The following is a 21,015-nucleotide window of genomic DNA, read 5'->3' on the forward strand; positions in this document are numbered from 1 at the left end:
GAGCACAGACCCCGCCTGTGGAGAAGCCCGCCTGGCTACTGCTGGGTGGCGATGAGCCGGAGCGGCTCGAGCCCTGCGGCTGGGCTCCAGACGCGACCCTGCAGCGACAGCAGCGCGCCGTCGGCACTGAGCGCCCTGAGCGTCGAGATGCCCTGGCTGCCGCCGGCGATCGCCTGCACCGGCTCGCCCGGTGCAGGCAGCTGCTCGGACACGCCGCCCACGGCGAGCATGGCGATCTGCGCCTGGTCGTCGGCGCTCGAGAGCACCGCGACCTGCGTCGGGCTCACCCATGTGACGTCGCTGGCCGCGCCCTCGATCGCCGGCAGCGGGTAGGGCTCGCCGAGCGCGACGGGCCTGCCGCTCGCGTCTCGCACGACCGCCAGCACCCAGGCCCGGCTGTCGCCCTCCTCGCCGGTCACGAGCGCGAGCCGGGAGCCGTCGCGCGCGAGCTCCATCGCCGCGATGCGCGCGAGCCCGGGCGGCAGCGGCAGCTCGGTGCGCTCACCGCCGCGCCAGGCGAGCAGGCGCGGAGCAGCCGCGACCTCCTGCAGCAGCACCCAGCCGCTGTCGTCGACAGTCGGGGCGACGCCCGCGTCCGTCGAGATGACGACGGGCTCTGCTCCTGGCAGGATCCAGGCAGCCGTCGTGCCGGTGTGCGCCACGCCGCCCTCTGCGCCGACCGTGTAGCTCGTCGCCCCGATCGCGGCGAGCGTTGCGCCCACGTCGTCTGGCACGGGGGCGCTGCCACCGACCGGGTGCAGGCTCGTGCCCTCGAGCACGAGCGGCTGCGGGTCGACGTCGCCTTCGTCAATGATCGCGGCGTCGGCGCTCGAGGCGACGAGCCCCTCGCGTCCCTCGACCTCGACCAGCACCTCGCGGACACCGACCTCGCGCAGCGACAGCGCCAGCTGCGCGGCGAGCGGCGAGAGGCTGCCTGGCCCCAGCTGGTCGACCTGTGGGCTGTTGAGCGTGATCGTCATGGTGGTGCCGTCGACGCGCGACTGACCGACGCGCGACGCCTCCACCGCGCCGAAGGTCGAGACTGCGGGCGAGAGCCAGGTGGACGGCCCTGCCAGCAGCGCGTCGATGATGCGCTCGGAGAGCGTCGTGGCGGTGCGCGCGAACCACCGCACCTCCGGCACCGTGCGGGTGCCGTCCTGGGTGAGCCAGTGCAGCGTGTGCGCACGGAAGAGCGCGTTGAAGTAGTAGGCGGTGAGCACGATGCCGTCCGGCGCCTCGGCGATGCGCCACTCGCCGTCGACCATCTCGAGCGCGAACTCCAGCATGCGGTCGTCACCCGTGAGCTGCAGCGCGCCTCTCGCGTCGACCTCCGAGAGGCCCGACACCACCGCGTTCGCCGCGGTGTCGCCGGTGAGCGAGAGCTCCGGCGGTGCGCCAGAGCGCACGATCACGCGCGCGCTGGGATCCCAGCCGTCAGCCGCCTCCTCAGAGAGGTACTCGCGAGCGATCGCGTAGTCCTCTCCCGGAGTGATGGCGGCCGCGAGGAAGCCGAGGATGATCTCCTCCTGCGTGGCGCCGGGCTGCGGCTCCGGCGCCAGGAAGACCAGGTCGTTCGTCTGCTCGCTCGTGTCGACCTGCCCCTCGACGACGGGTCCGGCGTCGGGGATGGCGACGCAGCCGACCAGGGCGAGCACTGCCAGGAGCGCGAGCGCGGTGCGCTTCATCGGTCGACCTCCTCTGTGGTGGTCTCGACGGTGGGATCGACGAGCGCGATCGGCGCGCCCTCGGGCTCGGGCTCGGGCGCTGACTCCTGGCGCTGGTTCGGCATCGCGACCGGCAGCACGAGCGGCTGGGTGTCGTCGGGCGCCAGCTCGATCGGCGAGGCGACCGCCCGCGCCCCCGCGCGCGGCAGCGTGAGCCGGAACTGCGTGCCCTCGCCGGGCAGCGACCACACGTCGATCCAGCCGCCGTGCAGCGCCGCGTCGTCGCGGCTGATCGAGAGCCCGAGGCCGGTGCCGCCCGTGCGGCGCTGTCGCGACGGATCCGCCCGCCAGAAGCGGTCGAACACGCGGCCCACCTCCTCCTCGGTCATGCCGACGCCGTTGTCGCGCACGGCGATCGCCGCCGCATCCGTCGACGAGTCGACGATCACCACGACGGGCCTGCCCTCGCCGTGGTCGATGGCGTTGCCGAGCAGGTTCTGCAGGATCCGGCGGATGCGGCGCGGGTCGACCTCCGCCTCGAAGTGCCCGCCCGGCGCCACCAGTCGCAGTTCGGTGCCGCGCTCGGCGGCGAGCGGCTCGACCGCGGCGATCTCGCGCTCGGCGAGCCGTACGAGGTTGGTGGGCTCGATCTCGAGCTGCGCGGCTCCCGCGTCGAAGCGGCTGAGCTCGAGCAGGTCGGCCAGCAGCTGCTCGAAGCGCTCGATCTGCGCGTGCAGCAGCTCGACGGTGCGACTCGAGACCGGGTCGAACGACGCGCGCCGGTCGTGCAGCACGTCGCCCGCGAGCCGGATGGTCGTGAGGGGCGTGCGCAGCTCGTGCGACACATCCGAGACGAAGCGCTGCTGCACCGTCGAGAGCGTCGCCAGCTCGTTGATCTGCCGCGAGATCGAGTCGGCCATGTCGTTGAACGAGCGGCCCAGCTTCGCCAGCTCGTCGTCGCCGCGCACCGGGATCCGCACGTCGAGCTCGCCGGCGGCGATGCGCGCGCTCGACTCGGCGGCAGTCTGCACGGGACCGACGATGAGCCGCGCGACCATCCAGGTGATGAGGCCGATGAGCGCGATGAGCGCGAGACCCCCGAGCACCATCGTCAGCTGCATGAAGTCGAGCGTCTCCTGCGTCGACTGCAGGCTCGTCATCAGATAGAGCTCGTACTGCCCGGTGAGCGGCACGTCGACGACCGTGCCGACGATGAGCCCCGGTTCGCCGCCGTTCGCGGTCGGGATCCGCACCGATTGGTAGTGCGGGCTCTCGGATGCGTCGGCCACGGCCGTGCGCAGCTCGGGGGTGAGGAGGTCGGCACCGAAGGCCTGCGACTGCACGTCGTTCATCGACAGCAGCGTCTCCACCTGGCCATCGGTGCGCAGCATCGCGTACTCGGTCGTGGAGCGGGTCGAGATGATGTCGGAGATCGCGTCGAGCGCCGTCTCCTGCAGCGCATCCACCTCACCGCTCGTGAGGTTCTCGGTCACGGCCTCGAGGAAGATCTGCTGCATCTGGCCGGTCGCCTGCGCCGCCTCGACGAGGGCATCGTCGCGGCGGGTCTCGAACAGGTTCTGCCCGACGGATGCCGACATGTAGCCGAAGACGCCGACGAGGGCGAGCGTCGAGAGCACCATGCTGGCGGCGACGACACGCGCCTGCAGCGAGCGGCGGAGCATGCCGGTCGCCTGCTCCCACAGCGGGAGGCGTCGTGCGGCCACCGCTGGCTCAGCCCTGTGGCGCGCCGGCGCGATAGCCGACCCCGCGCACGGTCGTCACGACCACGGGGTTGTCGACATCGCGCTCGACCTTGGAGCGCAGCCGCTGCACGTGCACGTTCACGAGGCGCGTGTCGGCCTTGTAGTGGTAGCCCCAGACCTGCTCGAGCAGCATCTCGCGCGAGAACACCTGCGTGGGCTTGGAGGCGAGCGTCACCAGCAGCTCGAACTCGAGCGGCGTGAGCGCGATCGGCGCACCGGCGCGCGCGACCTGGTGGCCATCGACGTCGATCTCGAGGTCAGCGACCTTCAGCGTGCCCGTGTCCGCCGCCCGCTGCGGGCGCAGGCGGGTGCGCACGCGAGCGATGAGCTCCTTCGGGTTGAAGGGCTTCACGACGTAGTCGTCGGCACCGGACTCGAGGCCGACCACGATGTCGGTCGGGTCGCCCTTCGCGGTGAGCATGATGATGGGAACGCCGGACTCGGCGCGGATCTCGGTGCAGATCTGGATGCCGTCCTTGCCGGGCAGCATGAGGTCGAGCAGCACGAGATCGGGGCGCACCTCATGGAAGCGGCCCATCGCCTGCCCGCCGTCGGCGCAGTACTCGAGCGCGTATCCCTCGCCCGCGAGCACGATACCGATCATCTCGGCGAGCGCAGGGTCATCGTCGACGACGAGGATCGTCTGCTCCGACATGGGCGCTCCCTTCGTGCGGGCCCCGGGTCTGCCCCGGATGCCGCGTCTGCGCGGCTCTCGCCACTGTATCCGAGCGGCTTCCCCGCTGGCTGAGCCGCTCCGCCCCCGAAGGCGACGGAGCGTGTCGAAGGGCGCTCAGCCCTCCAGGCCCTCGTGGGCTTCGAGCCATGCCTCCTCGAGCGACGCGAGGCGCTCGTCGAGCGCGGCGAGCTGCGCCTGCAGCGCTGCGAGCGCGTCGAAGTCGCTGTGGTCGACGGTCTCGAAGCGCTCGAGCACCGACTCGCGCTCCTTGGCAGACTTCTCGAGCCTGCGGTCCAGGCTCGCGGCCTCCTTCTCGAGCGCGCGGCGCTCGGCACCCGAGAGCGCCGAGGGCGCGGCCGCCCCGGCGGCGGATGCCTCGGGTGCCGCCCCCGACGCATGCTGCGGCTGCGTCGCGCGAGCGGCCGTGCGCGCGACCGAGCCCTTCCCCGAGAGCGCCAGATACGCATCCACCCCACCCGGCATGTGCCGAAGCCCGCCGTCGACGATGGCGAATTGGTGGTCGGTGACGCGCTCGATCAGGTAGCGGTCGTGGCTGACGACGATCAGGCAGCCGGCCCAGGAGTCGAGCACGTCCTCCATGGCGGCGAGCATGTCGGTGTCGAGGTCGTTGGTGGGCTCATCGAGGATCAGCACGTTGGGCTCGTCGAGCAGGATGAGCAGCAGCTGCAGGCGGCGGCGCTGGCCGCCCGAGAGATCCTTCACGAGCGTCGAGAGCTCGCCGGTGCGGAAGCCGAGGCGCTCGAGCAGCTGGCCGGGCGTGAGCTCCTTGCCGCCGGTCTCGTAGCTCGACTTCAGCTGGCTGACGACCACGCGCACGGGGTCGTTCTCGTGCTCGGCCAGCTCGGCGAGCTCCTGCGTGAGCTCGGCGATCTTCACCGTCTTGCCGGTCTTGACGCGGCCGGAGGTGGGGCGGATGCGGCCGGCGATGAGGGCGAGCAGGGTCGACTTGCCCGCGCCGTTGCGACCCAGGATGCCGGCGCGCTCGCCGGGAGCGATGCGCCAGGTGACGTCGTCGAGGATCGTGCGGCCGCCGAGCTCGACCGAGGCGTCGAGCACGTCGACGACGTCCTTGCCGAGCCGGGTGGCGGCGAGCTGCGCGAGCTGGATCGGGTCGCGGGCGGGCGGCTCGTCCTCGATCAGCTGGTTGGCGGCGTCGATGCGGAACTTCGGCTTCGCCGTGCGCGCCGGCGCGCCGCGGCGCAGCCAGGCGAGCTCCTTCTTCATGAGGTTCTGGCGCTTCGACTCGGACGCGGCGGCCATCCGATCGCGCTCGACGCGCTGCAGGATGTAGGCCGCGTAGCCGCCGTCGAAGGGCTCGACGAGCTGGTCGTGCACCTCCCACGTGCCCGTGCAGACCGCATCCAGGAACCACCGGTCGTGCGTGACGGCCACGAAGGCGCCGCGGCCGCCTACGTAGCGGGCGTTCAGGTGGTCGGCGAGCCAGGCGATGCCCTGCACGTCGAGGTGGTTGGTGGGCTCGTCGAGGAAGAGCACATCCCAGTCGCCGGCGAGCAGCTGGGCGAGCGCCACGCGGCGGCGCTGGCCGCCGGAGAGATCGCCGACGCGGGCGTGCCAGTCGAGGTCGCCGACGAGGCCGTTCAGGATGTCGCGGATGCGCGCATCGCCCGCCCACTCGTACTCCGGCCGGTCGCCGACGATCGACTCACCGATGGTGGTGTCGCCGTCGAGCGTGTCGCGCTGGTCGAGGACGCCGATCTGCAGGCCGCTGCGGCGCGTGACGCGGCCGCTCGTGGGCTCGAGCTTGCCGGCGAGCATGCGCAGCAGCGTCGATTTGCCGTCGCCGTTGCGGCCGACGATGCCGATGCGGTCGCCGTCCTCGAGCCCGAGCGAGATCTGCTCGAACACGACGCGGGTGGGGAAGGCGATGCCGACGCGCTCGGCGCCCAGGAGATGTGCCATATGGCCTCCATTGTCCCGCACGCGCGCGCACCCCTCTGCGCTCCCCTTCGAGTGGCGCCTCCCAGCAACGAGTGGCGCCTCCCCACATCGAATGGCGCCTCCCAGCAACGAGTGGCGCCTCCCCACATCGAATGGCGCCTCCCAGCAACGAGTGGCGCCTTCCCACATCGAATGGCGCTCTGCGCCATGAGCCGCCACTCGATCGCGGGAAGCGCCACTCGATCGCGGGAAGCGCCACTCGATCGCAGGAGGCGCCACTCGATCGCGGGAAGCGCCAATCGATCGCCCGGACGCGGGGTCCGGATGCGGCGGGTCAGTCGATGAGGCGGGCGCCAGGCACGGGGCCGGTCACCTTGACCGCCACGAGCTGCGCCGTCGAGAGCGAGATCTGCACCTCGATGGCCGACTCCAGATCGTCGCAGAGGAAGGCCACGGTCGGCCCCGATCCGGAGACGATCCCGGCCAGCGCACCCGATCGCTCCCCCAGCTCGAGCGTGCCCGACAGGCGCGGCATGAGTCGCAGCGCGGGCGCCTGCAGGTCGTTCTGCAGCGACTCGGCGAGCATGCCGGCGTCGCCGGCGCGCAGCGCCTGCAGCACCCGCGCATCCACGGTCGGCACGTCGTGCGCCGGCGCGATGTCGGCGGCGTGCAGCGCGCGGTGCTCGTCGAGCGCACGGTAGACGTCCGGGGTCGACAGCCCGGCGTCGGCGTAGGCGAGCACCCAGTGGAACTGCCCCTTCGCGAGCGCCGGCGAGAGCTGATCGCCGCGGCCCGTGCCTATTGCGGTGCCACCCGCGAGCGCGAACGGCACGTCGGCGCCCAGCTCGCGAGCGATCTCGTGCAGCGCCTCCCGACCCAGGTGCAGCCCCCACAGCTCGTCGCACGCGACCAGCGTGGCTGCCGCGTCGGCGGATCCGCCGCCCATGCCGCCGGCGATCGGCACGTGCTTCTCGATCGAGAGCGCGACGCCGCCCGTGACGCGGCCTCGGCGAGCGAGCGCCATCGCAGCCCGGATCGCCAGGTTGTCCGCTCCGGTCGAGAGGTGCGCGTGCGGCACCGGGCCCGAGAAGCGCACCGAGAAGTCGGGCGCCTCGCTCGCCTCCACGAACTCATAGAGGCTGACGGCCTGGTAGGCGGTGGCGACGTCGTGGTAGCCGTCGTCCTGCAGCGCGCCCACGCCGAGGTGCACGTTGATCTTGCCGGGCGCTTTCGCCCGGACTGTGCTGCCGCGTGCCACGAGTCCAACCTACTGTCCACGGACACCCTCGCCTGCACACCCCCTGAGCGCCGACGTCCGCGCGTGCGCCCGCTTCCGGCATCGATCGACATCCTCGCCGCGCGCTACTCTCCCGCCATGGCGCATCCGCTCATGTTCGACGCCGACGACCCGCTGCTGGCGCGCTTGCGCGAGCTCGCGCTCGCCTTCCCCGGCGCGGCCGAGAAGGTCTCGCACGGCCGGCCCGCCTTCTTCACGACGAAGGTCTTCGCCTACTACGGCGGCACGACCAAGCAGGAGCACAACGCCGGCCTGCACCCGCCGCGGCTGAGCGTGCTGCTCGAGCCCGACGAGCGCCTCGCGCTGCTCGACGAGGGTGCGCTGGTGCCCGCCTACCTCGGGCCCTCCGGATGGGTCGCGGTCGACCTGCAGGATCCCGACTGGGTGCGCGTGGCCGAGCTGCTCGACTCGAGCTTCCGCGTGACGGCGACGAAGCGCCTGGTCGCGGAGCTCGACGCCCGCCGCCCGCACGCCGCCCCCTGACGCGCGTCTCGCACGCCTCCCCCGGCCCGCGGCTCGCACGCCTCCCCAGACCCGCGGCTCGCAAACATGTGGGCATCTGCGCTCTAGCGTGGCCCGTAGCGGCAGATTGCCACACATGTGCGGCACGAGCGGGAGCGCGAGCACGAGCGCGAGCACGAACGCGAGGCAAGCGTCACAGCGCAGGGCAGACGGGCACCCGCGCGCCGCAGCGCGCGGACCTCAGCCCGTGACCGCCGCGAGGATCTCCGCGATCTCGGCCTTCGCTCGCTCCATCGCCGACGCATCCGCCAGCTTCTCGATCGTCAGGGTGACGGGCGTGCCCGTCTTGTTGGGCGGCTGCGCCGCGGCGGCAAGCCGTGTGCCGTCGCCCAGCCGCCAGCGCACGACCGGTTGCGACGCCGCAAGGTTCTCGCGATGCGCGGCGCCGTGCCGTGACTCGATCCGTGCGCGCACCGCCGCGAGCGCCTCGAGCCGCTCCCCCGGCACCGTGCGCGTCACCGACACCGAGAACGTGCCGTCGGCCTGCTGCCCCGGCAGCCTGCCCTTGCGCTGCTGCTCGAAGTCGACGGTGATGCCCTGCGCCCACCAGCCGTCGACGCCGTGCTCGGCGACCAGCCATCGCGCGGTCTGCGCGTGCGTCCATTGCAGCGCGCCGGCGGCCTCGAGCAGCGCGCGCCACTGCTCGTGGTCGCGCCCCGTGGCCGCCCGCAGCGCCTCCGGGCCCATGTTCTTCTCGATGCGCTCGACCATCAGCCCTCCCTGGCCGCATCCTCGGAGCCAGCGACCCCGGCCTCCGCGATCCGGATGAAGTCGGCGAGCGCCAGGGCCTCGCCGCGCAGCGTCGGGTCGACGCCGGCGCGCTCGAGCACCTCGGTCGCCGCCGCCGAGGAGCCGTAGAGGCCAGAGAGCGCCTGCCGCAGCATCTTGCGACGCTGACCGAACGCGCCCTCGATCACCGTGAAGGTGCGCCTGCGCAGCGCCTCCGAGCCCATCGCCGGCCCGCGGCGGAAGCCGACCAGCACGCTGTCGACGTTCGGCACCGGCCAGAAGATCTGCCGCGAGACATCGCCCTCGAGCGCCCACGACCCCCACCATGCGACCTTCGCGGAGGGCGAGCCGTAGATCTTCGAGCCCGGCCGCGCCGCCAGCCGGTGGCCGACCTCCGACTGCACCATCACGAGCGCGCGCTCGATCGACGGGAAGCGCTCGAGCAGGTGGATGAGCACCGGCACCGAGACGTTGTACGGCAGGTTCGCGACGATCGCCTGCGGCGCGAAGGGCAGCTGCTCGATCGTGAGGGCGTCGTGCTGCACGACCTCCAGCCGAGCATCCGGCTGCTTGCGCGCGACGGTCTGCGGCAGCAGCTCGGCCAGCCGCGGGTCGATCTCAACGGCAGCGACCCTGGCGCCGACCTCCGTCAGGCCGAGCGTCAGCGACCCGAGACCGGGCCCGACCTCCACGACGTCGAGGCCCGACACATCCGCCACCCTGACGATGCGTCGCACGGTGTTGGCGTCGACGACGAAGTTCTGGCCCCAGCGCTTCGTGGGCGTCAGGTCGAGCTCGGTCGCCAGCGCGCGGATCTCGGATGCGCCCAACAGGGTCTCGGCGCTGCGCCTGCCGTCGAGGGGCCCGCCGCGCGGCCCGCCGTCGATCGTCTCGCTCACGTGTCGAGCCTATGCCGAGCAGGGCGGCAGAGAGATCACAGGTGCGCGCGCGATGATGCTCATCCCAGCACCACGAAGGAGCACCCCATGCGCACGACGTCGATGTCGCGGACGCGAGCACTGCAGCCGTCCGCTCTGCCACGGGGGTCGCGGATGCTCGCGGCCGTCGTACTCGTCGGGGCCGCCGCGCTCGTCACGGGTTGCGCCATCCAGCAGAACACCCCGGGCGCGCCGAGCGAACCCATCTCGCCCCCGGTCGCCATCGTGGGCGACGATCCCGTGTCGATCGACGATGCGCGCCTGGAGACCAGCGGGCTGATGGACGAGGTGTCTGAGCAGGGCGTCGCCGTGCGCTGGGCGGTGCCGGGCGAGTCGATCGCCGTGTTCGTGGGCGGTTCGGGCAGCGGCGGCGGGTGCATCCCGCAGCCGCACGCGGCGGGACTGGAGCGGAACGCGCCGTCGATCGTCGTGCGCTTCGATCCGACGGACCCCGACCTGATGTGCACGATGGACTTCCGGGTGCACGGCTGGGAGCTTGGCCTGGCCGAGGCAGTCGACGGCGCTCAGCCCGTGCGGGTGCGACTGGTGAACCTGCAGGGCGATGACGCGGCACTCGATCTCCAGCTCGGTCCCGACGACCTGCTCGACGAGCCGGCCGACCCGCAGCCGAGCGAGATCCCCGATGCCGGCGAGGCTCCCGCGCCGACCGCGATCCCCGCAGCGCAGCTGCCCGACGACCCGGGCCTCGACCCGATGCAGGATCCCGCGGTCGCCGTGCGCTGGATCGACCCGGGCGTCTCCTTGGCCGTGCTGCTGGGCGGCTCGGGCTCCGAGCAGTGCGTGCCACAGCCGATCGGCGCGACGTCCACCGGTCCCGGCCTGGTCGAACTCGCCTTCGAGAGCACGACAGCAGACGTGGATTGCAGCGCCGACTTCCGCACGTACGGCTGGCGGGTGACGCTGCCAGAGGCGATCTCGGCCACCATGCCGGTCTCCGTGACGATCACCGGGGCAGGGTCAGACGGCGCGAGCGCGACGGTCACGGTGCAGCCCGACGACGTCCTCGAGCTGCCGTGATGCGGCATCCCGCACGCCTCGCGCCGAGCTGAGCGGACGGCCGACGCGCCGGCCCAACCGCTGCATCCAGGGGGCGTCCAGTCGCCTCAGGCACGGTGGGAGCGCGGAACCACCCGTGAGCTTCGCGGAGGGCGCCGCGAAGGAGTGATCATGCGAAAGATCCTGCCCATCGCCGTCATCGCGGCCTTCGCTCTCGCCGGCTGCGCGTCGGCGGGAGGCCCGGCTGAGACCAGCGCTCCCGCGACGTCTCAGTCGACTGAGACCACGACGGGGTCGCCGGTGCCGACCGAGCCTGATGACGACACGAGCACCGCCACGCCAGCACCGTCTCCGCCGCCCACCGCCGAGGTGCCCGAATCGCCCAGCCGCATCACCGACGACGCGGTGCTCGGCAGCTACGACGCGCTGGAGCTGCCCAGCGACGAGCCTTTCGTCGCCTGGGCGGATGCCGACCACACGCTCATCCACGTGATCGGCACGGGCAGCGGCTCTGAGGCCTGCCAGCCTGTCGGCGATTCTGCAGAGGTCGACGACGGGCGGATCGAGATCGAGTTCGACTGGCCCGAGACCGACGCGGCCGTGGCCTGCACCGCTGACCTGCGCGTGTTCGGCTGGGAGTTCTGGGTGCCGACAGGCAGCGCAGACATCACGACCGCGACCGTCGACGGATGGACGCAGGATGCCGATGACACCGACGACGACATCACCGTCGACATCCAGCCGATGCGGTGACCGCCTGCGTCTCGTGGCGCGAGCGCCTGCGGTGCGCGCGCCACGTCAGACGAGGACTCAGTCCCAGCTGCCGTACGCCCGCAGGGTGTTCTCGACCGTCTCGGCGGCGAGAACATCCGCATCGACGCCCAGCTGCTCGGCCATGAAGCGCACCGTGTAGGGCGTGAGGTAGGGGCTGTTCGGCCGGCCGCGGAACGGCGCAGGCGTCAGGAACGGCGCATCCGTCTCCACAAGGATGCGACTGCGGTCGGCCACCCGCAGCGCCGCGTGCAGGTTCTTGGCGTTCGAGAAGGTCACGGTGCCGGCGAACGAGAGGTACCAGCCGTGCTCGGCCGCGATCCTGGCGAGCGCCTCGTCGCCGGAGAAGCAGTGGAACACCGTGACGTCCGGCGCCCCGACGCGCAGCAGCGTCTCGACCACGTCGTCGTGCGCGTCGCGGTCGTGGATCTGCAGCGCGATCCCGTGCCGCTTGGCGATGTCGATGTGCGCCTCGAACGACTCGAACTGCGCGCGTCGGCCGTCATCGCCGGTGCGGAAGAAGTCGAGGCCCGTCTCGCCAACGGCACGCACGCGCGGCTGCTCGGCGAGCTGATCGATGGTCGCGAGCGCGTCGAAGAGCGTGTCGGCGCTGGCATAGCCGGGTGCCTCATTCGGGTGGATGGCGACCGCGGCGAGCACGCGCGGATCCTGCGCCGCGAGCGCGGCAGACCACTCGGACGACTCCACGTCGCCGCCCACCTGGATGACGCCTGCGACCCCGGCGCGCTCGGCCGCATCCAACGCATCCGCGTACGTGAAGTCCTCGCCGTCCTTGATCTCGAGGTGGGTGTGGTTGTCGTAGATCGGCACACCCAGCGGCTGCGGCACCGGCGGGCGCGTCATGTCGCGCTTGGCGTCGGCATGCCGCTCGCGGATGTACTCGCCGCCGGGCAGCACCGTCTCGCGGGGTGCTTCTGGCAGGCGGATGGGCATGGTTCCGTCATGGCTGGCAGGCATGCGCCCAGCCTAGGAGGGAAGGACTGCAGGAGATCCTGAGGGACCGTCCAGGTTGTGCCATGAATCCGGTGCCAGCATTGCTCGAAGCCACACCCAGCAGGAGGTCCTCCCGGCATGCCCAGAAGTCTCGCCATCGCAGCCGCGCTGGCGACCGTGCTCGCGGTCGCAGGCTGCAGCGCAGCGCAGCCGACGGCAGACGCACTGGCGCCGGAGAGCGGCCCGTCGCAGTCGGCGACGGAGTCGGACCAGTCGGCGACGGAGTCGGAGTACTCGGTGGCGCCGGCGCAGCCGGCCACCGAGTCGGAGCAGGCAGCGACGAGCGAGGTCGAGCCCTCGGAAGACGCAGACGAGGCGGCAGAGGACGACGCGGTGGAGACCAGCGAGGAGGCGAGCCAACTGCGCACGGGCACGCTCGACGCAATGCTGCGCAGCAATCCCGGCGAGCCGGGGCTCCCGGCCGACAGCGGCGCCTCCATCGACGACGTGCTGCGGCTGGGCGCTGTCGCCACCTGGGTCGAGGGGCCTGAGCATCTCGCGATCTCGCTGCCCGCGACCAGCGCCTGCTGGCCGACGGCGGGTGATCCCGTCGCGCTGACGGAGACACGGTTCGCGATCGCCTTCGCCGTCGAGGAGGGCTGCGGCGATCCCGACGCCGCGCGCACCTACACGTTCGCGGTTCCGGATGGCGTCGACGCGAGCCAGGAGCTCGAGGTCGCCATCGAGGGCCTCGAGTACGAGTTCACGCTGGCGTTGCCGGCGCGCTGACGCTGCGGGTGGAGGCGCTTGCGCGCCGCCACCTCGACGCCGACGCGCTCAGTGCGCCATCGTCGAGAGCACCTCGTCGAGCCGCTCGAAGTCCTCATCCATGCCACCGTCGATGCCCGACTCGATCATTGCGTCGCAGGCCGCCTTCGACGTATAGCTCGACGTGACCTCGAGCACCGAGCGCCCGCCATCCAGGTCACGGAACTCCAGCGTCTCGAGCGTCGGTCTGCCCGGCTCCTCCTGGAACTCCCAGGTGTGCACGATGCGGCCGGCGATCACCTCGTGGTACGAGCCCCAGAAGCGCCACTGACCGCTGATCTCGACCGTGTAGTCGAAGCAGCCGCCGCGGCGCGCGTCGAAGTGATCGATGCGGATGGTCGAGCCGCGAGGCCCCATCCACTGGGAGAACAGCTCGGCAGTGGTGTGGGCGCGTTGCACCGCGGCCGCGGGTGCGTCGAACTCACGGCGGTGCACGATCGACTGCTCGCCGATGCGCTCATGGGTGGTCTCGCTCATGGCCCCATGCTCGCGGCAGCGCCCGACCGGGTCAACGCCTCAGCCGGCGGGCTGGTCCTGCTCGATGCGGGGGAACAGCGGCGGCATCGTCGTCACGCGGCCGGTGCCCCGCCACTCGTGCGCCGCCTGGATCGGCTGCGCCGTGACCTCGCCCTCGCCGCCGACGGCGGTCCAGAGCTTCTGCGCGGTCTCCGGCATGACCGGCGCCAGCAGCACCGCCGCCACGCCGATGCCGTGCACGTTCGAGGCCAGCACGGCGGCGAGCCGGTCGCGCTGCGCCTCATCCTTCGCGAGCACCCAGGGCGCCTGCTCGGTGATGTAGCCGTTCAGGCGCTCGACGATCGACATGGCCGACTCGATCGCCTCGTGGATCTGGAAGGTGTCGATCGCCCGGTCGGCGCGACCCACCGCATCCGCCACCAGGGTCGCGATGTCGTCATCGGATGCGACGTCGGGCACGACGCCGTCGCAGTACTTGTGCACCATCGCGATGACGCGCGAGGCGAGGTTGCCGAGGCCGTTGGCGAGCTCCGAGTGGTAGCGCGCGTCGAGGTCCTCCCACGAGAACGAGCCGTCGGAGCCGAAGGCGATCGCCGACATGAAGTAGTAGCGGAACGCATCGACGCCGAAGACGTCGGTGATCTGCTTCGGCTCGATGCCGGTCGCCTTCGACTTCGACATCTTCTCGCCGCCGACCAGCAGCCAGCCGTGGCCGAACACATGATCGGAGATCGGCAGCCCAGCGGCCATCAGCATCGCGGGCCAGATGACGGCGTGGAAGCGCGCGATGTCCTTGCCGACGATGTGCGTCGCGGGCCAGCGGCGCTCGAAGTTCGCCTCGTCGACGCCGTAGCCGTTGGCGGTGATGTAGTTCAGCAGCGCGTCGAACCAGACGTAGACGACGTGCGTCTCATCCCACGGCACCTTGATGCCCCAGTCGAAGGTGTTGCGGCTGATCGACAGGTCGTTGAGGCCCTGCTTCACGAACTGCCGCACCTCGTTGCGCACGTGCTCGGGCTGCACATAGTCGGGCTGCTCGTCGTAGAGCGCGAGCAGCCGGTCAGCGAACTCGCTCAGCTTGAAGAAGTAGTTCGCCTCGCGCACCGTCTCGACCGGGCGCGAGTGGATGGCGCAGACCTGCTGCCCCTCGAACTCCCCGGTGCCGGGCACGAGGTCGCCGGGCGTCTTGTACTCCTCGCAGCCGACGCAGTACTGCCCCTCGAACTCGCCGTGGTAGATGTACCCGGCTGCCTTGAGGCGCTCGAGGAAGATGCGCACGCCCACCTTGTGGCGCTCATCCGTCGTGCGGATGAAGTCGTCGTTCTGGATGTTCAGCAGCTCGAGCTGCGGGATCCAGGCGGTCTCGACCAGGCGGTCGGTCCACTCCTGCGGGCTGACGCCGTTGGCGGCTGCCGTGCGCATGATCTTCTGTCCGTGCTCATCGGTGCCTGTCAGCATCCAGGTGTCGTCGCCGCGCTGGCGGTGCCAGCGGGCGAGCACGTCGGTCGCGACCTCGTTGTAGGCGTGGCCGATGTGGGGCACGTCGTTGACGTAGTAGATCGGCGTCGTCACGGTGAAGCGCTCGGGCATGGGGTCCAGTCTAGGCGCGCTGGAGCTGAACGCTGAGGCCCCTGCGGGCCTCAGCCGCGACGCCAGCGCCGGAGCCCGTCTCGGGCTCCGGTCTCCGCCTGGTGCGTGTGACGCCGCGTGGCTACGCGGGGGTCGGATTCGTGAGGGCGGCCTGGTAGAGGGCGTTGCGCGCGTGCCCGGTGGCGTCTGCCACCTCTGCAGCGGCGTCCTTGAGGCGCATCCCGCCCTCCTTGAGCCGCAGCACCTGCTCGACGGCCGCATCCATGTCGGTCAGCGCGGGTCGGGCGCCTTCGATCACGAGCACGATCTCGCCCTTGACGCCTTCGCTCGCCCACGGCAGCAGCTCGGCGGCGCTGCCGCGGCGCACCTCTTCGTAGCGCTTCGTGAGCTCGCGGCAGACCGCCATGCGGCGCTCGGGCATCGCACGGGCGATGGCCTCCACCGACTCTGCGAGCCGGTGGGGCGCCTCGAACAGCACGAGCGTGCGCTCCTCGCGGGCGACGGAGGCCAGGAAGCGATCCCGCTCCCCCGCCTTGCGGGGCAGGAAGCCGTCGAAGGCGAAGCGATCGGTCGGCAGGCCGGAGAGCGCGAGGGCGGTGAGCACGGCAGAGGGCCCCGGCAGGCAGGTGACCTCGACGCCCGCCGCGACGGCGGCCTGCACGAGCCGGAAGCCGGGGTCGCTGACGGTGGGCATGCCTGCGTCGGTGAGGACGAGCACGTCTTCACCGCGAGCGCGCTCGACAAGGGCGGGCGAGGCGGCCTCCTCGTTGTGCTCGTGCAGCGCGACGAACGAGGCCTGCCACTCGATGCCGAGCCCCCGCAGCAGCTGCTTCGCGGTGCGGGTGTCCTCAGCGGCGATCACGGTCGCGGTGGCGAGCGCCTCGCGCAGCCGGCCGCTCGCATCGCCGAGGTTGCCGATGGGGGTCGCGCCGAGGATGATCACGGCGCCCAGGCTAGTGCTGCCTGGGCCTTGGGCGGGCCCCGGCCGATCTCCGGGAACCTGGTGCGAGAATCGGCCGTGTGACCCTGCCGAGCGACGACGACGCCCCGCGCGCCGCCGTCGCGCTCGCCGAGGACGACCGTGCCGCACCCTCCCGATCACGGCGCGAGCGGGTCACGGATGCGTATGCGGGCATCGAGCGGCGCCTGCGCGAGCCGCGCATCCGTCGCACCCTTGAGATCGCGGCGCCCGTCGCCATCGTCGGCATCGCCGCCATCGCGAGGCTGTCGGGCCTCGGCCACCCGCACCAGCTGGTCTTCGACGAGACGTACTACGTCAAAGAGGGCTTCTCGATGTGGCAGCTCGGCTACGAGGGCGACTGGAGCGACGACGGCAACGAGCGCTTCGAGGCCGGCGACGCGGGCGGGCTCTCGAGCGAGCCCGACTACGTCGTGCACCCGCCGCTGGGCAAATGGATCATCGGCATGGCAATGGCCGTGTTCGGCATCGGCGACCCCTTCTGGTGGCGACTGCCGAGCGCGCTCGCCGGCATCGCGCTCGTCGGGCTGACCTACGCGATCGCGCGCGGCATGCTGCGCTCGATCGCCTTCGCGTCGCTCGCGGGGCTGTGGATGGCGATCGACGGCTTCGCGATCGTCATGAGCCGCACCGCGCTGCTCGACGGGCTGCTTGCGGTGTTCGTGCTGGCCGGTGCCGGAGCACTGCTGCTCGACCGCCGAGGTTCTGCCGCGCGCACGGTGCGGGCGCTGGCTGCGGGGCGACGCCGCGGGTTGGCCGCGATCTGGGGCCGGCCGTGGATCGTGATCGCCGGCGCCCTGCTGGGCGCTGCCTGCGCCACGAAGTGGTCGGGCGCTGCCTTCCTCGCGGCCTTCGGGCTCTGGAGCGTGCTCATGGATGCGCTCGACCGGCGCCGCGTCGGCTACCGGCACCCGTGGCTCGGCACCCTGCTGCTGCAAGCGCCCGCGAGCTTCGTGCTGCTCGTGGGGCCTGCGGTCGCGATCTACGTCGCCAGCTTCGCCGGCTGGTTCGACGGCGGCTGGGGCTCGCAGCTCGCGCTGGAGCGCGTCGACCTGCGGTGGGGCGGCCTGCTCGCCTGGGTGCCGCTCGGCCTGCAGTCGCTGTGGATGTACCACGCCCAGCAGCTCGGCTTCCATGTCGGCCTCGACAACGACCACCCCTACCAGTCGCCCGCGATCGAGTGGCTCTGGCTCGGACGCCCGACGGGCTTCGAGATGGTCGACACGGGCACCGGCGTCTGGTGGATCACCGCGCTGCCCAACCTGGTGGTCTGGTACGGCGGCATCATCGCGCTGGGCTTCCTGCTCTTCCACCTGGGCCGCACGCTCGACCGCACCGCCGGCTTCCTGCTGCTGGCGATCGCGGCAGGCTTCGGGCCGTGGCTGGCGTTCCCGGATCGCACGATCTTCTTCTTCTACGCGATCGTCTTCCTGCCGTTCCTCGTGATCGGGCTCTCGTACGCGCTGCAGATCGCGGTCGGGCGGCTGCGGCCCGCGGTGCATCGGGCGCGGGCAGCGGCGACGGATGTGAGCACGGACTCCGGCGTCGCTGAGCGATGGGGCACGAACTCCGGCGTCGCTGAGCGATGGGGCACGAACTCCGGCGTCGCTGAGCGATGGGGCACGGATGCCGGCGTCGCTGATGCCCCCGACGCCGACGCCGCGCTCGACGCCGCCATCGCAGCCGCCATCCCCCCGCCGGCTGCCGAAGCCCTGCCCGAGGGCGACGTCGAGCGCAGAGCCGCCGCGTGGGCTGTGATGCTGGTGCTGCTGGTCGCGAGCATCGCGGTCGCGCTGTGGTTCATGCCCGTGGCGTACGGGATCGCGATGCCGGAGCCGCAGATCCGGCTGCGCTACTGGCCGCCCTCCTGGCCGTAGGGCTCACCAGCCCCACCCGCAGGCCGGCCGCGGACCGGCCGCCTGCGTGGCTACCGCCACGTCGACCAGTGGCTGCACGGCAGCGTCGAGCCGCGCCGCACGCCCGAGCACGGCGGCATCACGGCGGGCGGCTCAGGCTCGATGTCCACCCAGCCGCCGTTCGGCAGCTCTTCGTCGCGGCTGAGCGTCCACAGGTGGGCGGCAGGCTGGAAGACGTTGGCCAGCACCTCGCAGTCGCAGTAGCCGCCGGCATCTGCGAGGCGCCGCTCGAGCCCGACCGCTCGGGGCGCGATCAGGTCGCGGAAGCGTGCCGCCAGCCGCAGGTCACCCTGGCAGCCGAAGGCGGTGATGGTGCGGTCGAGGTAGCACCCGAGGCACTCGCGCTCATGCGGAGCCAGCCAGAGCTCCGCCAGCTCGCGCACATGCGCCTCAGCCTCCGCCTCCGCCATGATCGGCTCGGCAGCGGGGTCGGATCCGGCGGGGTCGGATCCGGCGGCGTCGGATGCGGTGGATTCGGCTGCGGTGGATTCGGATGCGGTGGGTTCGAATGCGGTGGAGTCTGCTGCGGTGGATTTGGCTGCGGTGGGTTCGTCCATGCCGCGCACCGTGCCACAGCGGCCCCCGCCCGCGCGCGACCCGCGCACCGACCTGTGCACAGCGCCGAGCCCCGCACCGCACCCGCAACGCACCCCCGCCGCACCGCCTCCCCCGCCGCACCGCCACCGCCGCCGCACCGCCACCGCCGCCGCACCGCCACCGCCGCCGCACCGCGCCACACGCGAAGCGGACCCGTTCTGCCGAACGCGACCCGGTGTACCAGGTCGCGTTCGGCGGAACGGGTCCGCGAAGCGGGCGCGCCCCTGCCGTCGGGGCGCGCAGCAGGTGGCTAGTTCACCTCTGCCGGGTCGCTCGCGACGCGGCCCGCCGCGCCCTGGTCGAGCGCGTCGATCGCCGCGACGTCGGCAGCGCTCAGCTGCACGCCGGCAGCTGCCAGGTTCTCGTCCATGCGCTCGCGGCGGTTCGACTTCGGGAAGACGATCCGTCCCGATGCCAGGTGCCACGCGATGGTGACCTGCGCCCACGAGGCACCGATCCGCTCGGCGATCTCGCCGATGACCGTTGCCGCGTAGTCGACCTTGCCCTGACCGAGCGGGCCCCACGCCTCGATGGCGATGGCGTGCTCGGCAGCGAGCGCCGTCGCGGCCCGCTGCTGGAACTGCGGGTGCAGCTCGATCTGGTTGATCGCCGGGATGACGCCGGTCTCGAGGATCGCCGGCAGGTAGCGCTCGTCGAAGTTCGAGACGCCGATCGACGTGGTCAGGCCCTCGTCGCGCAGCGTCGCGAGCGTCTCCCACGTCTCCACCGGGCTGACCGTCTGCGGCGTCGGCCAGTGGATCAGGTAGAGGTCGACGTGCGACAGCCCGAGCTTCTCGAGGCTCTCGCCCAGCGCGGCACGCGTGTCTGCGGCGCCGCGGCGGTCGTTCCAGAGCTTCGTGGTGACGAAGAGCTCGTCGCGCGCGATGCCGCTGGCCGCGAGCGCGCGGCCCACGCCCTCCTCGTTGCCATAGATGGCCGCCGTGTCGATGTGCCGGTAGCCGGCCTCGAGCGCGTCGGTGACGATGCGCTCGGTCTCAGCCGGGTCGACCTTGAAGACGCCGAAGCCCAGCTGCGGGATGGTGCGCCCGTCGTTCAGCTCGAGCGTGGGGATCGTCGTGCTCTCGTTCGTCATGCTTCCTCCGTGATGGTCGATGTGTCTTCCGGCAGGTCTGCTGCCGAGACACCCTCAACGTGACGCTCGGCAGGGCCTGTGTATTCCGACAGCGGCCTGATCAGCGCATTGTTCGCGCGCTGCTCGATGATGTGCGCCGTCCAGCCGGTGACGCGCGCGGCGACGAACAGCGGCGTGAAGATCGGCACGTCGAAGCCGATCAGCGCGTATGCAGGGCCGGACGGGAAGTCGAGATTGGGCTTGATCGGCTTGCGATCGGCCATCGCCTGCTCGAGCGCGGTGTACATCGCGAGCGTCTCGGGAGCGTCATAGTGCTCGGCAAGGCGCTCGAGCGCTGCGCGCATGGTCGGCACGCGCGAGTCGCCGTTCTTGTACACGCGGTGCCCGAAGCCCATGATCTTGCGCTTCTCGTCGAGCGCGGTCTGCATCCACGCATCCGCCTTCGAAGCCTCGCCGACCTCCTGGAAGACCTCCATGACGGCCTCGTTGGCGCCGCCGTGCAGGTTGCCCTTGAGCGCGCCGATCGCTGCCGTGACGGCGGAGTACAGGTCGGCGAGCGTCGAGGTGACGACGCGGGCGGTGAAGGTCGACGCGTTGAAGGAGTGCTCGGCGTAGAGCACCATCGACTGGTTGAAGGCCTCGACCACGACCGGGTCGGCCTCCTCGCCGAACGCCATCCAGAGGAAGTTCGCGGCGTAGTCGAGGTCGTCGCGCGGCTCGACGAGCTGCTCGCCGCGGCGGCGGCGCTGCTCGTAGCTGACGATCGCAGGCAGCACCGCGAAGAGGTTGAACGCCTTGGCGAGGTCGTCGGATGCGTCCTCGGCGTTGGGATCGTTGGCCCCGACGATGCTCACGGCCGTGCGCACGATGTCCATCGGGTGCGCGGTCAGCGGCAGCGCATCCATCACCGTCTTGACGTTCTCGGGCAGGGCGCGCAGCTCGCGCTCGTTCGTCCGGAACTCGGCGAGCTGCGTCTCGGTGGGCAGGTCGCCGTGCCACAGCAGGTAGGCGACGGCCTCGAACGGCTGCGTCGCGGCGAGCTCCTGCACGGGATAGCCGCGGTAGAGCAGGGAGTTGGTGTCTGGGTTGACCTTCGAGATCTCGGTGGTGTCGGCGTAGACGCCAGCGAGACCCTTCTTGATGTCTGGCTCGGCCATGGTGCTCCTCGGTGAACGGATGGGCGGGGACGCGGGATCGACTCTATGCCACGCGGGCGGCGAGGTCGTTCGCCCGACGAACGGTCACGATGACGCAACGATCCGAACCGGTGCGCGGACCCGTCGC

General features: G+C 71.6%; 19 protein-coding genes. 5 read left to right on the forward strand and 14 right to left on the reverse strand.

Annotated features, from left to right (window positions below):
* Nucleotides 1-35: 35 nt before the first annotated feature.
* The 5 genes from MKD51_RS12960 to MKD51_RS12980 form a co-directional block, all read right to left on the reverse strand.
* A complete protein-coding gene (locus MKD51_RS12960; RefSeq protein WP_240240713.1) occupies nucleotides 36-1,685 on the reverse strand; it encodes an LpqB family beta-propeller domain-containing protein in 1,650 nt (549 codons plus the stop codon).
* The gene (mtrB, locus tag MKD51_RS12965; protein ID WP_240240714.1) at nucleotides 1,682-3,388 is read right to left on the reverse strand and encodes an MtrAB system histidine kinase MtrB; all 1,707 of its coding nucleotides are present in this window, start codon (nucleotides 3,386-3,388) and stop codon (nucleotides 1,682-1,684) included. Before mtrB ends, MKD51_RS12960 begins: the two co-directional genes overlap by 4 nt.
* Before the next feature lie 7 nt (nucleotides 3,389-3,395).
* Nucleotides 3,396-4,082 (reverse strand): MtrAB system response regulator MtrA, encoded by a 687-nt coding sequence (gene mtrA / locus MKD51_RS12970; protein ID WP_240240715.1) that lies wholly within the window; start codon nucleotides 4,080-4,082, stop codon nucleotides 3,396-3,398.
* Between the two features lie 135 nt (nucleotides 4,083-4,217).
* Entirely contained in the window at nucleotides 4,218-6,044 is a 1,827-nt protein-coding gene (locus MKD51_RS12975) for an ABC-F family ATP-binding cassette domain-containing protein (RefSeq protein ID WP_240240716.1), read from the reverse strand.
* A 313-nt stretch (nucleotides 6,045-6,357) separates the two neighbouring features.
* Complete coding sequence (locus tag MKD51_RS12980) at nucleotides 6,358-7,281, reverse strand: 4-(cytidine 5'-diphospho)-2-C-methyl-D-erythritol kinase (protein WP_240240717.1); 924 nt, start codon at nucleotides 7,279-7,281, stop codon at nucleotides 6,358-6,360.
* Between the two features lie 117 nt (nucleotides 7,282-7,398).
* On the opposite strand from MKD51_RS12980, the gene MKD51_RS12985 reads away from it, so the two are divergent.
* The gene (locus MKD51_RS12985) at nucleotides 7,399-7,803 is read left to right on the forward strand and encodes an MmcQ/YjbR family DNA-binding protein (RefSeq protein ID WP_240240718.1); all 405 of its coding nucleotides are present in this window, start codon (nucleotides 7,399-7,401) and stop codon (nucleotides 7,801-7,803) included.
* Between the two features lie 219 nt (nucleotides 7,804-8,022).
* On the opposite strand, the gene MKD51_RS12990 is transcribed toward MKD51_RS12985, so the two are convergent.
* Entirely contained in the window at nucleotides 8,023-8,553 is a 531-nt protein-coding gene (locus MKD51_RS12990; RefSeq protein WP_240240719.1) for a hypothetical protein, read from the reverse strand.
* Nucleotides 8,553-9,458, reverse strand: coding sequence for a 16S rRNA (adenine(1518)-N(6)/adenine(1519)-N(6))-dimethyltransferase RsmA (gene rsmA / locus MKD51_RS12995; protein WP_240240956.1), 906 nt, complete (start codon nucleotides 9,456-9,458; stop codon nucleotides 8,553-8,555). The genes MKD51_RS12990 and rsmA overlap by 1 nt, the downstream gene beginning before the upstream one ends.
* Nucleotides 9,459-9,557: 99 nt before the next feature.
* Here rsmA and MKD51_RS13000 point away from each other — a divergent pair, with 99 nt between their 5' ends.
* Both MKD51_RS13000 and MKD51_RS13005 read left to right on the forward strand, forming a co-directional pair.
* Nucleotides 9,558-10,547 carry a hypothetical protein gene (locus MKD51_RS13000; protein WP_240240720.1) on the forward strand — a complete coding sequence of 330 codons (990 nt, stop codon included), beginning with the start codon at nucleotides 9,558-9,560 and terminating at the stop codon, nucleotides 10,545-10,547.
* A 150-nt stretch (nucleotides 10,548-10,697) separates the two neighbouring features.
* Entirely contained in the window at nucleotides 10,698-11,279 is a 582-nt protein-coding gene (locus tag MKD51_RS13005) for a hypothetical protein (protein WP_240240721.1), read from the forward strand.
* Nucleotides 11,280-11,336: 57 nt separating this feature from the next.
* Here MKD51_RS13005 and MKD51_RS13010 read toward each other — a convergent pair whose 3' ends face one another.
* Entirely contained in the window at nucleotides 11,337-12,161 is an 825-nt protein-coding gene (locus MKD51_RS13010) for a TatD family hydrolase (RefSeq protein WP_240240957.1), read from the reverse strand.
* A gap of 228 nt (nucleotides 12,162-12,389) precedes the next feature.
* Between MKD51_RS13010 and MKD51_RS13015 the strand changes: the two genes are divergently transcribed.
* Entirely contained in the window at nucleotides 12,390-13,040 is a 651-nt protein-coding gene (locus MKD51_RS13015; RefSeq protein WP_240240722.1) for a hypothetical protein, read from the forward strand.
* A 48-nt stretch (nucleotides 13,041-13,088) separates the two neighbouring features.
* Here the strand turns inward: MKD51_RS13015 and MKD51_RS13020 are convergent, their stop codons facing one another.
* The 3 genes from MKD51_RS13020 to rsmI form a co-directional block, all read right to left on the reverse strand.
* Nucleotides 13,089-13,556: an SRPBCC domain-containing protein gene (locus MKD51_RS13020; RefSeq protein WP_240240723.1), complete on the reverse strand. Its 468-nt coding sequence runs from the start codon at nucleotides 13,554-13,556 to the stop codon at nucleotides 13,089-13,091.
* Nucleotides 13,557-13,595: 39 nt separating this feature from the next.
* On the reverse strand, nucleotides 13,596-15,146 hold the full coding sequence (gene metG, locus MKD51_RS13025) for a methionine--tRNA ligase (RefSeq protein ID WP_240240724.1): 1,551 nt from the start codon (nucleotides 15,144-15,146) through the stop codon (nucleotides 13,596-13,598).
* Nucleotides 15,147-15,267: 121 nt separating this feature from the next.
* A complete protein-coding gene (gene rsmI / locus MKD51_RS13030; RefSeq protein ID WP_240240725.1) occupies nucleotides 15,268-16,089 on the reverse strand; it encodes a 16S rRNA (cytidine(1402)-2'-O)-methyltransferase in 822 nt (273 codons plus the stop codon).
* 77 nt (nucleotides 16,090-16,166) lie between these two features.
* On the opposite strand from rsmI, the gene MKD51_RS13035 reads away from it, so the two are divergent.
* Complete coding sequence (locus MKD51_RS13035) at nucleotides 16,167-18,002, forward strand: phospholipid carrier-dependent glycosyltransferase (RefSeq protein WP_240240726.1); 1,836 nt, start codon at nucleotides 16,167-16,169, stop codon at nucleotides 18,000-18,002.
* A 50-nt stretch (nucleotides 18,003-18,052) separates the two neighbouring features.
* Here the strand turns inward: MKD51_RS13035 and MKD51_RS13040 are convergent, their stop codons facing one another.
* From MKD51_RS13040 to MKD51_RS13050, 3 genes are all read right to left on the reverse strand, one after another.
* Nucleotides 18,053-18,598: a DUF2695 domain-containing protein gene (locus MKD51_RS13040; RefSeq protein WP_240240727.1), complete on the reverse strand. Its 546-nt coding sequence runs from the start codon at nucleotides 18,596-18,598 to the stop codon at nucleotides 18,053-18,055.
* Between the two features lie 290 nt (nucleotides 18,599-18,888).
* Nucleotides 18,889-19,731 carry an aldo/keto reductase gene (locus tag MKD51_RS13045; protein WP_240240728.1) on the reverse strand — a complete coding sequence of 281 codons (843 nt, stop codon included), beginning with the start codon at nucleotides 19,729-19,731 and terminating at the stop codon, nucleotides 18,889-18,891.
* Nucleotides 19,728-20,888 (reverse strand): bifunctional 2-methylcitrate synthase/citrate synthase, encoded by a 1,161-nt coding sequence (locus tag MKD51_RS13050; protein ID WP_240240729.1) that lies wholly within the window; start codon nucleotides 20,886-20,888, stop codon nucleotides 19,728-19,730. Before MKD51_RS13050 ends, MKD51_RS13045 begins: the two co-directional genes overlap by 4 nt.
* Nucleotides 20,889-21,015: the final 127 nt, after the last annotated feature.

This window comes from Agrococcus sp. ARC_14 (assembly GCF_022436485.1).
Lineage (GTDB): Bacteria > Actinomycetota > Actinomycetes > Actinomycetales > Microbacteriaceae > Agrococcus.

What these genes read in the sequence shown, in the direction of transcription:
- MKD51_RS13045 (WP_240240728.1), bottom strand. Translation starts at nt 19,731, where the DNA reads ATGACGAACGAGAGCACGACGATCCCCACGCTCGAGCTGAACGACGGG.
- MKD51_RS13015 (WP_240240722.1), top strand. Translation starts at nt 12,390, where the DNA reads ATGCCCAGAAGTCTCGCCATCGCAGCCGCGCTGGCGACCGTGCTCGCG.
- mtrA (WP_240240715.1), bottom strand. Translation starts at nt 4,082, where the DNA reads ATGTCGGAGCAGACGATCCTCGTCGTCGACGATGACCCTGCGCTCGCC.
- MKD51_RS13000 (WP_240240720.1), top strand. Translation starts at nt 9,558, where the DNA reads ATGCGCACGACGTCGATGTCGCGGACGCGAGCACTGCAGCCGTCCGCT.
- MKD51_RS12985 (WP_240240718.1), top strand. Translation starts at nt 7,399, where the DNA reads ATGGCGCATCCGCTCATGTTCGACGCCGACGACCCGCTGCTGGCGCGC.
- MKD51_RS12960 (WP_240240713.1), bottom strand. Translation starts at nt 1,685, where the DNA reads ATGAAGCGCACCGCGCTCGCGCTCCTGGCAGTGCTCGCCCTGGTCGGC.
- MKD51_RS13005 (WP_240240721.1), top strand. Translation starts at nt 10,698, where the DNA reads ATGCGAAAGATCCTGCCCATCGCCGTCATCGCGGCCTTCGCTCTCGCC.
- MKD51_RS13050 (WP_240240729.1), bottom strand. Translation starts at nt 20,888, where the DNA reads ATGGCCGAGCCAGACATCAAGAAGGGTCTCGCTGGCGTCTACGCCGAC.
- metG (WP_240240724.1), bottom strand. Translation starts at nt 15,146, where the DNA reads ATGCCCGAGCGCTTCACCGTGACGACGCCGATCTACTACGTCAACGAC.
- MKD51_RS12990 (WP_240240719.1), bottom strand. Translation starts at nt 8,553, where the DNA reads ATGGTCGAGCGCATCGAGAAGAACATGGGCCCGGAGGCGCTGCGGGCG.
- MKD51_RS13040 (WP_240240727.1), bottom strand. Translation starts at nt 18,598, where the DNA reads ATGGACGAACCCACCGCAGCCAAATCCACCGCAGCAGACTCCACCGCA.
- MKD51_RS13010 (WP_240240957.1), bottom strand. Translation starts at nt 12,161, where the DNA reads ATGACGCGCCCGCCGGTGCCGCAGCCGCTGGGTGTGCCGATCTACGAC.
- MKD51_RS12975 (WP_240240716.1), bottom strand. Translation starts at nt 6,044, where the DNA reads ATGGCACATCTCCTGGGCGCCGAGCGCGTCGGCATCGCCTTCCCCACC.
- MKD51_RS13020 (WP_240240723.1), bottom strand. Translation starts at nt 13,556, where the DNA reads ATGAGCGAGACCACCCATGAGCGCATCGGCGAGCAGTCGATCGTGCAC.